This is a genomic window from Magnetospirillum moscoviense (assembly GCF_001650635.1).
Lineage (GTDB): Bacteria > Pseudomonadota > Alphaproteobacteria > Rhodospirillales > Magnetospirillaceae > Magnetospirillum > Magnetospirillum moscoviense.
This window is the reverse complement of the sequence record NZ_LWQU01000186.1, coordinates 1-12,543: the sequence shown is the minus strand read 5'-3', so window position 1 is coordinate 12,543 and position 12,543 is coordinate 1. Positions and strand designations below refer to the sequence as shown.

Annotated in this window: 13 protein-coding genes and 1 pseudogene; 4 read left to right on the top strand and 10 right to left on the bottom strand. The window is 66.5% G+C overall.

The window, feature by feature from the left end; translation table 11 throughout:
- A pseudogene (locus A6A05_RS21955) lies at positions 1–157 on the top strand (IS4 family transposase); the annotation flags it as partial.
- A gap of 441 nt (positions 158–598) precedes the next feature.
- Here A6A05_RS21955 and A6A05_RS17985 read toward each other — a convergent pair.
- From A6A05_RS17985 to A6A05_RS17970, 4 genes are all read right to left on the bottom strand, one after another.
- Positions 599–1,402, bottom strand: coding sequence for a methyl-accepting chemotaxis protein (locus A6A05_RS17985; protein ID WP_068504249.1), 804 nt, complete (start codon positions 1,400–1,402; stop codon positions 599–601).
- Positions 1,383–2,198 carry a hypothetical protein gene (locus tag A6A05_RS17980; protein WP_068504247.1) on the bottom strand — a complete coding sequence of 272 codons (816 nt, stop codon included), beginning with the start codon at positions 2,196–2,198 and terminating at the stop codon, positions 1,383–1,385. Before A6A05_RS17980 ends, A6A05_RS17985 begins: the two co-directional genes overlap by 20 nt.
- 172 nt (positions 2,199–2,370) lie before the next feature.
- The gene (gene sseA, locus A6A05_RS17975; RefSeq protein ID WP_068504245.1) at positions 2,371–3,210 is read right to left on the bottom strand and encodes a 3-mercaptopyruvate sulfurtransferase; all 840 of its coding nucleotides are present in this window, start codon (positions 3,208–3,210) and stop codon (positions 2,371–2,373) included.
- Between the two features lie 32 nt (positions 3,211–3,242).
- Entirely contained in the window at positions 3,243–4,247 is a 1,005-nt protein-coding gene (locus tag A6A05_RS17970; RefSeq protein ID WP_068504251.1) for a cysteine synthase A, read from the bottom strand.
- Positions 4,248–4,400: 153 nt separating this feature from the next.
- On the opposite strand from A6A05_RS17970, the gene nikR reads away from it, so the two are divergent.
- Both nikR and A6A05_RS17960 read left to right on the top strand, forming a co-directional pair.
- The gene (nikR, locus tag A6A05_RS17965) at positions 4,401–4,928 is read left to right on the top strand and encodes a nickel-responsive transcriptional regulator NikR (protein ID WP_068504243.1); all 528 of its coding nucleotides are present in this window, start codon (positions 4,401–4,403) and stop codon (positions 4,926–4,928) included.
- 64 nt (positions 4,929–4,992) lie between these two features.
- Positions 4,993–5,508: a CYTH domain-containing protein gene (locus A6A05_RS17960; protein ID WP_068504241.1), complete on the top strand. Its 516-nt coding sequence runs from the start codon at positions 4,993–4,995 to the stop codon at positions 5,506–5,508.
- Here the strand turns inward: A6A05_RS17960 and A6A05_RS17955 are convergent.
- The 4 genes from A6A05_RS17955 to A6A05_RS17940 are packed head-to-tail and all read right to left on the bottom strand — an operon-like array spanning position 5,491 to position 8,832.
- On the bottom strand, positions 5,491–6,144 hold the full coding sequence (locus tag A6A05_RS17955; protein ID WP_068504240.1) for an energy-coupling factor ABC transporter ATP-binding protein: 654 nt from the start codon (positions 6,142–6,144) through the stop codon (positions 5,491–5,493). The genes A6A05_RS17960 and A6A05_RS17955 overlap by 18 nt on opposite strands.
- Positions 6,141–6,953: a cobalt ECF transporter T component CbiQ gene (gene cbiQ, locus A6A05_RS17950; protein WP_082911055.1), complete on the bottom strand. Its 813-nt coding sequence runs from the start codon at positions 6,951–6,953 to the stop codon at positions 6,141–6,143. Before cbiQ ends, A6A05_RS17955 begins: the two co-directional genes overlap by 4 nt.
- Complete coding sequence (gene cbiM, locus A6A05_RS21545) at positions 6,950–8,065, bottom strand: cobalt transporter CbiM (protein ID WP_082911054.1); 1,116 nt, start codon at positions 8,063–8,065, stop codon at positions 6,950–6,952. Before cbiM ends, cbiQ begins: the two co-directional genes overlap by 4 nt.
- Positions 8,065–8,832, bottom strand: a complete 768-nt coding sequence (locus A6A05_RS17940) for a DUF4198 domain-containing protein (RefSeq protein WP_245644359.1) — start codon at positions 8,830–8,832, stop codon at positions 8,065–8,067. Before A6A05_RS17940 ends, cbiM begins: the two co-directional genes overlap by 1 nt.
- Before the next feature lie 114 nt (positions 8,833–8,946).
- On the opposite strand from A6A05_RS17940, the gene A6A05_RS17935 reads away from it, so the two are divergent.
- A complete protein-coding gene (locus A6A05_RS17935) occupies positions 8,947–10,023 on the top strand; it encodes a cobalt-precorrin-5B (C(1))-methyltransferase (RefSeq protein WP_068504236.1) in 1,077 nt (358 codons plus the stop codon).
- Positions 10,024–10,135: 112 nt separating this feature from the next.
- On the opposite strand, the gene A6A05_RS22270 is transcribed toward A6A05_RS17935, so the two are convergent.
- On the bottom strand, positions 10,136–11,845 hold the full coding sequence (locus A6A05_RS22270) for a TOTE conflict system archaeo-eukaryotic primase domain-containing protein (RefSeq protein WP_425411950.1): 1,710 nt from the start codon (positions 11,843–11,845) through the stop codon (positions 10,136–10,138).
- Between the two features lie 186 nt (positions 11,846–12,031).
- The gene (locus tag A6A05_RS17925; RefSeq protein WP_024080186.1) at positions 12,032–12,421 is read right to left on the bottom strand and encodes a HEPN domain-containing protein; all 390 of its coding nucleotides are present in this window, start codon (positions 12,419–12,421) and stop codon (positions 12,032–12,034) included.
- Positions 12,422–12,543 lie beyond the last annotated feature (122 nt).

Below are 12,543 nucleotides of genomic sequence, written 5' to 3'. Positions count from 1 at the left end.
GCTGCGCCTGGCCCAGACGGCCCAGAAATTGGTCCAAAGCCCGCTTGCCTTTGCCCGTCTGGTCCGCGCCAACCTCATGCACCTGCGCCGCATCGACCGCCTAATCGGAGACGACCGCAGCCCCAGGGGCGCTCCCAATCAGATGGTGTTGCTATGAGCCCGAAAATTAAACCGGACAGCAGTGGGCTTGACCCGAGGGTCCACGCGTCAGGTCGCAAAAGTCATTGGAAACAATGAGAGTGGCGGAGCGGCGTGGATGGCCGGATCAAGTCCGGCCATGACGGGTGGCGGACGTATACTTCAGCCTGATCCAGACAGACCCTAAGACCACAAACGAAAACAGGCCGCCGGGGGGTACCCTCGGTGGCCTTTTTCATGGGCAAGCAAGCAAGGCTAGATGATCGCGCTCAACAGGGCGGCGCCCATCGCCAGCAGGGACAGGGCCAGCGAGCGCCAATCGGCCTGGTGGCGGGCCACGGCAACGGCCTTACGGTGCTGATGCATGGCAATCTCCTGTCCTTGGGTTGATCCGTTCCTACCTTACATGGGAACAGGTTACCGAGAGGTCAACGGGTGCCTGGGGTGAAATCCCGATGGCTCACCCTGCCGGCGTGGACTGACCCACGATCTGGCCCGAGCGGACTTCGTCCAGGAAGGCCTCCACCTCGCTGTTCAAGGCCCGCGCGGTGGTCGACAAGGTGTCGGCCAGGCCGAACAGGCGATCGGCGGCGACGCCCGCGTCGTCGGCCGCCGCCGACAGGGTGGCCATCTGGCCCGACACCTCGGACGTCCCTTGGGCGGCGACCTGCATGCTGTCGGCGATTTCCTTGGTGGCGCCATCTTGCTGACACATCGCCTCGGCCACCGACCGGGCGATGGCATCGACCTCGCCGATCACCTGGACGAAGGCGGCGATCTCGCCGACGGCGGCGTTGGTCTCGTCCTGGATGGCGGGAACCTGGGCAGAGATGTCGTCGGTGGCCCGGCTGGTCTGGTTGGCCAGGTTCTTGACCTCGCCGGCCACCACCGCGAAGCCCTTGCCGGCTTCGCCCGCTCGCGCCGCTTCAATGGTGGCGTTCAGGGCCAGAAGGTTGGTCTGGTTGGCGATGGCGCTGATCAGCTTGACCACGTCGCCGATCCGTTCGGCGGTTTGCGCCAGGGATTCGATCTTGGCGGCGGTGGCGTCGGCGCTGGAGCGCGAGCGGTCGGCGGCCAGCACGGTCTGATCGACCTGGCGGGCCACTTGATTGATCGAGGCCGACAGGCGCTCTGCCGCCGCCGCCACCGTCTCGACCCCCGAGGTGGCCCGTTGCGCCGATCCTTCCGCCCCGCTCGACATGATGCGGGTCTGCTGGGTGACGCTGGTCAGGGTGCCGGCGCCGCTATGGACGTCGTCGGCCATGCGGGTCCAGTCCCTGCTTTGCCGGGGCGTACAGGTCCTTGAAAGCCCGCGCCTGGCCGGTCACCTTCATCATCAGATCGCCGGCACCCTGCAGGGCGGCGGTGACGGTCGCGTTGGCCTGGCTCAGGCGCTCGCGTTCGGCGGTGGAGAGCTCGCGCGATTGGGCGATGGCGGCGGCCAAATTCTTGGCGGCCTCGATTGTCGCGCCATAGGCCTTGTCGCTGGCCGAGCTGCCCAATTCGGCGGCCCGCCACAACAGCTCGGTCAGCGCCCGCTCGATCGCTTCGTCCTCGGACTGGGGGCGGGCGGCGACGATCTGGTGATGGGTCTGCTCGAGCTGGCCCAAGGCATCGGCCAGCTTGCGGCGCAGGCCCTGGTCGGCGGCCATCCCCAGCGCCCGCCAGTCGGCCACGAAGCCGTCCCAGGCGGCGAAATAGGCTTTGCTGCCTTGCCCGATCGCGGCCACGATGGCGCGTTCCTCATCGGTGGCGGCGTCCTGGGTGGCGCTGGTCAGGATGGTGTCGATGCTGCGCCGCGCGCCGGCCATCTCGGCATCGTATTTCTCGTCCGGGCGGATCAGGAATTCCTTTTCGAAATAGCGGGCCTTCAACAGCCAGAAATCGATGGCGACGGCGTCGCGTAGGTCGGCGGTCTCGATCTGGTGGGTGTCGAAGGCATGGTCCTGGGTGGCTCGGGTTTGCAGCCAGATCGCCAGATTGACGAAGGTCCCCAGCACCACGACGGCGGCCAGGGCGTAAAGTCGTTCGGAAATGGTCGTGTCCAGATAACGGCGCATATCGAGTTCCCCCTGGATATGGCGAGCCCCGATGTGGGGGCCATAAACGCAACGGCTCCCGTCTCGAGGACGGGAGCCGCTGGCACCTTGGAGGAGCGACGATGACCGCAGGATGAGCGGTCGCGTCAGAATTGGTTCAGGCCCCTGAATTGGTTCAGGCCCAAGAATTGGTTCAGGCTACGGGGGCGTCGTCGCGGTTGCCCCATTCGGCCCACGAGCCGTCATAGACCGACACGTCCTGATGGCCCAGCAGGTGCAGGGCGAAGGCGACCACGCAGGCGGTGACGCCCGACCCGCAGGTGGCGATGACCGGCTTGTGCATGTCGATGCCGGCGGCATCGATGCGGGCCTTGATCTGGTCCAGGGGCTTCAACGTGCGCTCGCGTTCGTCGATCAGGTCGGCGAAGGGCAGGTTGGTCGAGCCGGGGATGTGGCCGCCCTTCTTCACCGGCCACAATTCCGGGTCGGTGCCGTTGAAGCGGCCGGCGGCGCGGGCATCGACGGTCTGCTCGCGGCCCAGCTCGATATTGGCCTTCACCTGTTCGAAATCGCGCAGCAGGGTGTGGTTGACGTGCGGGATGAAGTGGCGGTCGCGCGGCATCGGCGGCATGTCCTCGACGGCGCGCTGCTCGCGCAGCCACTTGGGGAAGCCGCCATCCAGGATGGCGACGTCGCGGTGGCCGAAATAGCGGAACATCCACCACACCCGGCAGGCGGCGCTGGCGAAGCCGGTGGTGTCGTAGACGACGATCTTGTGGCCGTTGCCCAGGCCCAGCTTGCGCACCTTGCTGGCGAACTTCTCGGGAGCCGGCAGCATGTGGGGCAGCGGATTGGCCTGGTCGGCGATGTCGTCGATGTCGAAGAACACCGCGCCGGGAATGTGCTCGGCATCGTATTCTTCGCGCGGGTTGCGATTGGCGATCTTGGGGTAATAGCTGGCATCGACGACGCGGACGTCGGGAGCCTTCAGATGGGCCTCAAGCCAGTCGGTGGTGACGATCGCGTTGGACATGAGGCTCCCCCTTTATGGTCGATTCTTGGTCTTCACGTCAGCCAATCCGGAACCGGCAGGTTGCGCTCGGCCAGGAAGGCTGGATTGAACAGCTTGCTCTGATAGCGGGTACCATAATCGCACAGCACTGTCACCACCGTATGACCTGGGCCTAATGTCTGGGCCACCTTGATCGCCGCCATCACGTTGATCCCGCTCGATCCGCCCAGCACCAGGCCTTCCTGGCGGACCAGATCGAAAATCAGCGGCAGGGCTTCCTCGTCGGTGACGCGGACCTGGTCGTCGATGGGCGCGCCTTCCAGGTTCTTGGTGATGCGGCCCTGGCCGATGCCTTCGGTGATCGAGCCGCCCTCGGCCTTCAGTTCGCCATGGGCATAGTAATTGTACAGCGCCGAGCCCATCGGGTCGGCCAGCACGATGCGGATATCCTTGTTGCGTTCCTTCAAGGCCATGCCGATGCCGGCCAGGGTGCCGCCGGTGCCGACCGCGCAGGTGAAGGCGTCGAGCTTGCCGTCGGTCTGGTTCCAGATTTCCGGGCCGGTGGTGTTGAAATGCCCCAGGCGGTTGGCGACGTTGTCGAACTGGTTGGCCCACAGCACGCCGTTGGGCTCGGTGGTTTCCAGCTCGCGCGCCAGGGTCTCGGAATAGCGGACGTAATTGCCGGGATTGGCATAGGGCACCGCCGGCACCAGCCGCAGATCGGCGCCGATCAGCCGCAGCATGTCCTTCTTTTCCTGGCTTTGCGTCTCGGGCATGACGATCACCGAACGATAGCCCAGGGCGTTGGCCACCAGGGTCAGGCCGATGCCGGTATTGCCGGCGGTGCCCTCGACGATGACGCCGCCGGGGCGAAGCAGGCCCTTGGCCTCGGCGTCCTGGATGATCGCCAGCGCGGCGCGATCCTTGACCGAGCCACCCGGATTCAGGAACTCCGCCTTGCCCAGGATGGTGCAGCCGGTCAGTTCCGAGGCCTTCCTCAGCTTGATCAAGGGCGTGTTGCCGATGGAATCGAGGAAACCGTCGCGAATGTCGGGCATGGAATGGTCTTTCATGGCAATTCACACTTTCAATGATGATATCGGAACTGCGCGACCACAATCAAGCGGCAAAAGGTGTGAAATACATGGGGTGGTCTGGAGGGGCGGGGCGGCGTATCCTCCGGCCAGGCTTGCCGTGCCGGGAGATCAGGGATGGACCGCTTCACCGTTTCGTTGGATGAGGAATTGCTGGCGCAGTTCGACGATTACATCCGCCGCCGCGGCTATCAGAACCGGTCCGAGGCGGTGCGCGACATCCTGCGCCAGACCCTGGATTCCGAGCGCTTGACCGAGGATCAGGGCGGCGATTGCGTCGCCTGCCTGTCCTATATCTACAACCATCACGAACGGGAATTGTCGCGTCGGCTGACCCAGGCCAGCCACGACCACCACGACCTGACCCTGTCGACCCTGCACGTTCATCTGGATCACGAGAATTGCATGGAGGTGGCGATCCTGCGCGGCCAGACCGCCGAGGTCCGGCGCTTCGCCGATGCCATCACCGCCGAAACCGGGGTGCGCCACGGCAAGCTGAACGCCGTGCCGGTCGAAACCCGCGTCGGCCACGGCCACCACCACCATGGTCACGACCACCATTCCCATGGGCACGATCATGGCCATGGCCATGACCATGACCACGGGCACGCCACCCCGCACGTCCATTCCCGGCCGAAGACCTAGATTTCATCGGGGCGTCACCCGAGCGGCCTTGGCGCTGTTCCACCTGGCACGATAGAATGCCGCCATGTTGTCCCCCTTCGGCACGCCCGAAACAGAACGTCGTTTCCTGGTCGGCTCGGCCTGGCCCAGCCATGTGAGGCCTCAGGCGATTCGCCAGGGCTACCTGCCGACATTGTCGGGGCTGACCTTGCGCATCCGCTGGACTTCGGACCTGGGGACGGTGACGGTCAAGACACCGGCGCTGCTGGGCAGCCGGTGGGAAACCGAATGGCCATTACTGCCGGCGGTCGCCCTGGCCCTGCTGGATCTGTGTCCGCACCCGCCGATCGAGAAGCTGCGCCGTGTGGTCGAGCATGACGGCCTGACCTGGGAAATCGACGAATATCTGGGCCGCCATGCCGGCCTGGTGGTGGCGGAGGTCGAATTGGCCCATCCGCTGCAGCAATTCCAGTCGCCGGACTGGCTGGGCCAGGAGGTGACGGGCATCGCCGAGCTCAGCAACAGCCGGCTGGCGCGGACCCCGTCGCTGGAGCCGGCCTGGGCGGCGGTGGCGGCACGGGGGCTAAAGCGGGCTTGCTAATCTGCCGCCTTCCAGCGCCACCGTGCGGGTGGCGAGGCGGGCGATGAAATCGCCATCGTGCGAGACGATCATCATCGCCTGGGGCAGGCCCTGCAAGATGGCGGTCAGACGGGCGCGGGTGTCGTGGTCCAGCCCGTTGGTCGGCTCGTCCAGCAGCAGAACCTGGGGCTGCATCGCCAGCACGGTGGCCAGCGCCACCAGCCGCTTCTGGCCGCCCGACAGCTTGTGGGTGATGCGGTCCTCGAAATCGGTCAGGCCCAGCTCGGCCAGGGTGCGGACGGCGACGGCCCGGGCCTCGGCGCGGCTGGCGCCCAGGTTCATGGGGCCGAAGGCCACATCCTCGATCACCGTCGGGCAGAACAATTGATCGTCGCTGTCTTGGAACAACAGGCCGGCCTTGGCCCGCACCTCCTTGAAGTCGCGCTCGCTGGCGCGGGGCGCGCCGAAGGCCTCGATGGTGCCCGCCTGCGGCCGCAACAGGCCGACCATCAGATGGAAAAGCGTGGTCTTGCCCGAACCGTTGGCCCCGCTTAAGGCCACCCGCTCGCCGGCGGCCAGGGCGAAATGGGCGCCGTTCAGCACCGGGGCGCCGGACGGATAGGCGAAATGAATGCCCTCCAGGCGGAACAGACTCATCCCTGGCTCATCATCAGCACCACCGAGGCGGCCGAGGCCAGGGCGAACAATCCGTCGGGACGGCCGAACCGGCTGGGTTCCTCGAGGCAGGGGAAATGGCCGTCGAACCCGCGCAGCCGCATCGCCGCCAGGATGCGGTCCGAGCGCTCCAGGCTGCGGACCATCAGCATGCCGAACAGATAGCCGACCGATTGCCAGGTGTGGCGGTTGGTGCCCATGGTGAAGGCGCGGGCCTTCATGGCGGTGCGCAGGCGGGCATATTCGCGGTGTAGCAGATCCAGATAGCGCACGGTGAACAGGAACAATTGCACCAGCTTGCACGGAAGGCCCAGCCGGGCCAAGGCGTGGCCCAAGGCGATCGTGTTCATCGATCCGACCAGGGCCAGCAGCATCAACACCACCGCATTGGCCTTCAGCAGGATCAGCGCCGCCTGGTGCAGTCCCTCGCCCGAGCCGGTCAGGCCGAAGGCCGAGAAAGCCGGATCGCCCGGCACGGTGAAGGGCAGCAGCGCCACCGCCGCCACCATGAAGCCGTCCATCGCCAGCATCCGCCTGAGCGTCGGCAGGACGCGCAAACGGGCCAGCAGGGCGGCGGCCAGGGCCAGTCCCACCGCCAGCACCAGCGGCCAGATCTGGTCGCGGCTGACCACCATCAGGGCGAACAGCCCGGCGGCCACCAGCCGGGTGCGGGGGTCAAGGTGGCCGATCGGTCCGTGGCCTTCGCAATCGTCGTGCAGGCTGGCATGGCCGTGCGCCTCGCCGCCCAGCATCGGGCGCGCCGTTCGGGAATGGGCGTGCGGCAGGCTCATGATTTCTTGTCCTTGCGGGCGGACAGGCCATAGGCCAGGCCGAAGAAGCCGATGATGGCGCCCAGCCCGCCGACCACGTCATGCCACCAGATCTTGTCGTGGGTGGCGGCCAATTGCTCGCGCAGGGGCCGCAGCTGGCGGGCCAGGCTGGCATCGATCATCGCCTGCAGATCGGGGGCGGGGGCACCCGGGGCCAGAGTGTCGGGCAGTTCGGTCGCGGCGATGGTGAATTGGGCGGCGTGGCCGTCATCACCCTCGACGGAAATCCGATGATCGGCGCGGCTGGAGGCGGTGAAGGAAAAGGCCCCCTGGGCATCGGTGGTCAGGCGATGCAGCACGGCCCCGGCCGGGTCGGTCACCGTCACCACCACCCCTTGGGCGCGGTCGCCGCCGCTGAAATAGGCATGGCCGGAAACCGAATTTCCCTCGGTACTGGCGAACAGCGTCAGCTTGTGGGCCAACGCCGGCCCGGCGGCGGTCAGCGTCGCCGCCAGCACCACAACAGCCACCGCCCCGCGGCCCAGGAAGCCGGGACGGACCTTCAACAGCAGCCCGGCGGCGGCGGCGGTGAAGGCCGCCTCGATGGCCATCACCGGCAGGTGGGTGACCAGCACCAATTGGGCGGCCACCAGGAATTCCCGCCCCGAGGCGGCCAGCGACAGCGCGACCATCAGCATCGATGCCGCCACCCCGAAGGCCCCGGCCGCCCCGGCCGCCGCCACGCCCCAGGCCGGGCGGGCCTTGATGACGGCATTGAAGGCCAGGCCGCACAGTGCCGCCGGCACCGCCAGGTTGGTCAGGTTGACGCCCAGCACCAACAGGCCGCCGAAGCCGAACAGCACGGCTTGCAGAACCAGGGCGACGAAGATGGCGGGAAAGGCCGCCCAGCCCAGGCTGATGCCGATCAGTCCGTTCAGGATCAGATGGGCCGAGCTGGGGCCGACCGGGAAATGGACCAGCGCGGCGACGAACAACAGGCCCGACAGCACCGCCACCTGGGGAATGCGCTCGGGCGCCAAACGCTTCAACCCGATGGCCAGCCCGCCCGCGCCGATGGCGGCGCCGGCCAGCAGGACGGGAAGCGTCAAGATGCCGTCGGGGATGTGCGCCATTATTTCATATCCGTGGCTTTGACCCAGATCAGGCCGCCCAGCTCGACCGGGGCTGCCTTGCCGTCGGGGCCTTTCATCGGCTTGTCGGCATCGGTCAGGGCGGCAAAGCCCCACCAGCCGGCGCGCGGCATGGCATAGCTGAACTCGCCCAGGGCATTGGCCTTGATGGTCTGGGTGACGAACGGGTCGGCGGGAGCCTTGACGCTGCCGTCATTGACCCATTCCACCTCGATTTCGGCGTGGGGCAGGGGCTTGCCGTTCTTCCTGACCACGCCGCGAAACAGATTGCCGGTCCACAGGCCATAGGGCCGCACCAGCGGTTCGATCTCGATGGGCAGGCCGACCAGCTTGTCCCAACCTTGGCCTTCGGCGAAATCCACCACCACCTTGGTCAGGTGGATGATGTACTTCTTTTCCGCCGGCTCCCAATAGGGCGCCGGCTCGAGGAAGAAGACGTGGTCGCCCGGCTGCTTGAACTTGAACGACGCCTCGAAGGCGGTCTTGCCGTCGGCCGGCTTCTTGACCAGGCTGGCCAGCAAATCCTGCTTGGCCCCATGGGCCAGCACGCCGAATCGCACCGGTTGGCCCATCTCCATCACCGGGCCTTGCTCCATCGGATGGGTGAAGCGGATGTCCAGGTTGATTGTCCGCGTCCCCTCTGGCCCGACAATGTCGGCCGACGGCAACACCTGCTGGAAATGGGCGCTGGCGGCTGCGGGCGCCAGCAGCATGGCCAAGGCGGCGATGGAAGTACGGACGGTCGGCAACGATGTTCCCCTCACGGATCGGCCAGAGCGTAATACGATTTTTTCAATTTTCATACAGGCAAAAGCGGCCTGGGTGATTGACAGCGGCCAAGCCGGGATGGAAGGCTTCGGCCCATGAGCGAAACCCCGTCCTTGCGGTCAGGCTGGACCACCGGCGCCTGCGCCACCGCCGCCACCAAGGCGGCGTGCCGGGCGCTGTTCGGCGCCGCCTTTCCCGACCCGGTCACCATCACCCTGCCGGGTGGACAGAGGCCCCAATTCGCCCTGAGCGTCACCCGGCAGGGCGAGGGCTGGGCCAGGGCAGGGGTGATCAAGGATGCCGGCGACGATCCCGATATCACTCACGGCGCCACCATCATCGCCACCGTGCGGTTGGGCCGTCCGGGAAGCGGCATCGTCTTCAAGGCTGGTGATGGTGTGGGTACGGTGACCAAGCCGGGCCTGCCGCTGGCCCCGGGCGAGCCGGCCATCAACCCGGTGCCGCGCGCGATGATGACTGAGGTGGCCGAAGCCGAGGCCGCTCGCCACGGCCACGCCGCCGATCTGGAAATCGAGATTTCGGTGCCGGGCGGCAAGAAGCTGGCCGCCGGCACCTGGAACCCCCGGCTGGGCATCCTGGGCGGGCTGTCGATCCTGGGCACCACCGGCATCGTCGTGCCCTATTCCTGCTCGGCGTGGATTCATTCGATCCAGCGGGGCATCGACGTGGCCCGCGCCACCGGGCTGACCCATGTGGTCGGCTGTACCGGCTCGACCTCGGAAAAGGCCGCCCGGGCGGTCCTGGGCGTGCCTGAGGAAGCCATCCTCGACATGGGTGATTTCGCCGGCGGCATGCTGAAATATCTGCGCACCCATCCGGTCCGGCGGGTCACCATCGCCGGCGGCTTCGCCAAGCTGGCCAAGCTGGCCGCCGGCCATCTGGATTTGCATTCCAAGCGCAGCCAGATCGATGCCGGCTGGCTGGCCGGGCAACTGGCCGATTTGGGCGGCGATGCGGATTTGGTTGCCGAGGCCCGGGCGGCCAATACCGGGCTGGCGGTGCTGGACATGGCCCAGGGGGCCGGTCTGGCCATCGGCGAGCGGGTGGCCGGCTTGGCGTTGGCCCGGGCGGCCAAGGTTCTGGACGGCGCCCCGGTGGCCCTGCAGGTGCTGGTGTTCGACCGCCGCGGCAATCTGGTCGGACGAGCCTAGCTTCTGTCCTGTGTGGACGGCCCCTGCGTTGCAAGGAGATTTTGCGTGGTGCCGCCCCGGTCGGGTGACGATGCGGCATCCCGCCGCGCCCATCTTCGCCCACCAGCCATAATCATAGTAGCCGAGATCGAAGACGTAGGGCGGCCTGCCGCTTCGCATCGACTCGAAATCGCACCGGACCGCATTGCATGAAGATGATCGGATGATGCCCGTCCTTGCGGGTGACGGTCGCCGACAGGCCGAGGACGTATTTCGCCTTGCAGCGCCGGGCCACCGCCTCGAAGCTGACCGCCGACAAATGGTGGCACTCGTCGATGATCAGATGGCCGTACTCGCCGACGATGTCATCGACCTCGCCCTTGCGGGCCAGACTTTGGATGACGGCAACATCGACAATACCGGTGGGTTTGCGCTTTCCGCCGCCGATCTGGCCGATGGACTCGGGCGGTAGATCGAGAAAGGTCGAGAGCCGGGCAATCCATTGGTCGAGAAGCTGCCGACGGTGGACCAGAACCAGCGTGTTGGTCTTGCGGGCGGCGATGAGGTGCGCGGCCACCACGGTCTTTCCAAACGCCGTGGTTGCCGCCAGCACCCCGGTGTCGTGGCGCAGCAGCGCATCGGCAGCCGCCTGCTGTTCCAGTGTCAGCGTACCGGTGAAGTTGGCATCGATCAGTTGGCCGACATAGCGTTCATCACGGCAACGGATGCCAATTCCCAATGAGGTGAGCAGGGCCTCTGCCTGATCACGGCATCCTCGGGGCAGGGCGACATGGTGTGACGGCAACTCGGCGCAGCCGATGATGCGGGGAATGTCGAAGATGGGCAGCCGCATGGCCTGGGCGCTGTAGAACTCGGGGTTCTGGAATGCCGCCAGACGGACCAGGCGATTGACCAAGGCCGGGGGGAGGGCGGTGCGGTCGATGTAGACCTGATCGCCCAGGACCATGTCGACCGTTTCCGGAAAGGGGCCGCTGACCGGAGCCTCAGGCTTGCGCCGGGACGGCGGTGCCAGCCACGGCTCCTCGTCATCGTCATCGATGGGCAGGCGGACACCGAGGATGCGGCCCTGGCGACTGGCCTCGTCAGTCAGGGCGGTGACCTCCGTCAGCGTCATTCTTCGGACCCCCGACAGGTATTGCCATTGATCGGGATGGGGTTCGAATTGGTCATCCAGGAAGACGCTGTTGCCGGCCTCGCGGGGGCGTCTCTGCAGGGGCAGGGCGATCAGGTTGCCGAACCCGCCCGCCGGCATGGTGTCCTGGTTAGGGAAGAAGCGGTCGTAAGAATCAAAGCCGAGTTCGGGGGCGCGTTCCATGGTCTCGGTCAGGATGTGGGCACCCAAACGGCGGGCCAATCCGGCCGGAACCGGTTCGGCAAAGAAGATCCAGACGTGACCGCCATTGCCGGATCGGGATCGCTCCACCGCCGCCGGGATGTCTTTGATCCGGCAGGTTTCCAGAAAGGCGGCGACGTCGTCCCGCCACGATTTCTTGTCGAAATCGGCGGCGAGAAACCAGCAGGTCTCGTCAGCCAGCATCGGATAGACGCCGATAATGAAGTCCCGCCCATCCGATCCCTCGCCGCGAAGATGCTGAGCGATGATGGTATCGGTCACAGGCAGGAAGTGCCTGTTTGGACAATCTCCGCATTTGACCTTGGGCTTGCCGCATAGGCGCGGCACCCATTCGTTGGCGCAGGATGGCGAATAGCCCGATTTACCGCTCTTGGGATTGCTCCAGCGTTTCGGGAAAACATCCTCGCGTCCCCGGAACAGCGACCGGAACAGAGCGATCTTGATGGCGGGGGAGGCGTTTCCCGTCATCGTCCCCGCAGCGGAGGAGGGTGGCGGCGCGGGAACGGGGCGTTCCGTTCGGAGCGTCAGGAGGCTGAGAAGCCTGCCTTCCAAGGCCGTCCGTTCCGCATCAAGCGCGACAAGGCGTTCCCGGATCGCGGCAATCTCGTCATCGTCGGAAGGCGAGGGCAATGTCACGACGATGACCTCCCGCGATTATCGTTCGGACAGCCAGTCGCGGATCTCGGGCAGCAGCGCCTCGATGTCGGCCAGTGCCGCCTCGACGTCGCCCGGATCGGGCATGGCCGGGAACCAGCCGCCGGGGCTGGGGTAGCGCCACGCCGTGGCCGCCGCCGACAGGTTATCCAGGCCCAACAGATCTTCCTTGAAAACATGGCCGTCGGGAAGGGAGCCGGCGGCCTGTCCGATATTGTGGGTGCGGCCGACGGCAAGCCCTTCGCCTTCGCAGACCGCCCGCGTCATCTTCTCCGCCGCCTGCTGGGCATGGAAGATCGCCTGATCGGGCATTTCGGGAAGCAAACGTCGCGCGGCTTCGATGTCGCGCTCGGCGGCGGTCATCAGGGCGGAGAGGCGCCGGTTTGTCATTGGCTGACCGCCTGACTGCGCCAGCGGTTACGGAAGGGAGAGCCGGGGCTGGCATATAGCAGTCGGCCCTCGCTGTCGGCGGCGTGGGCAATGGTGCCGGGCCGTTGCCGTTCGGCCTCGAA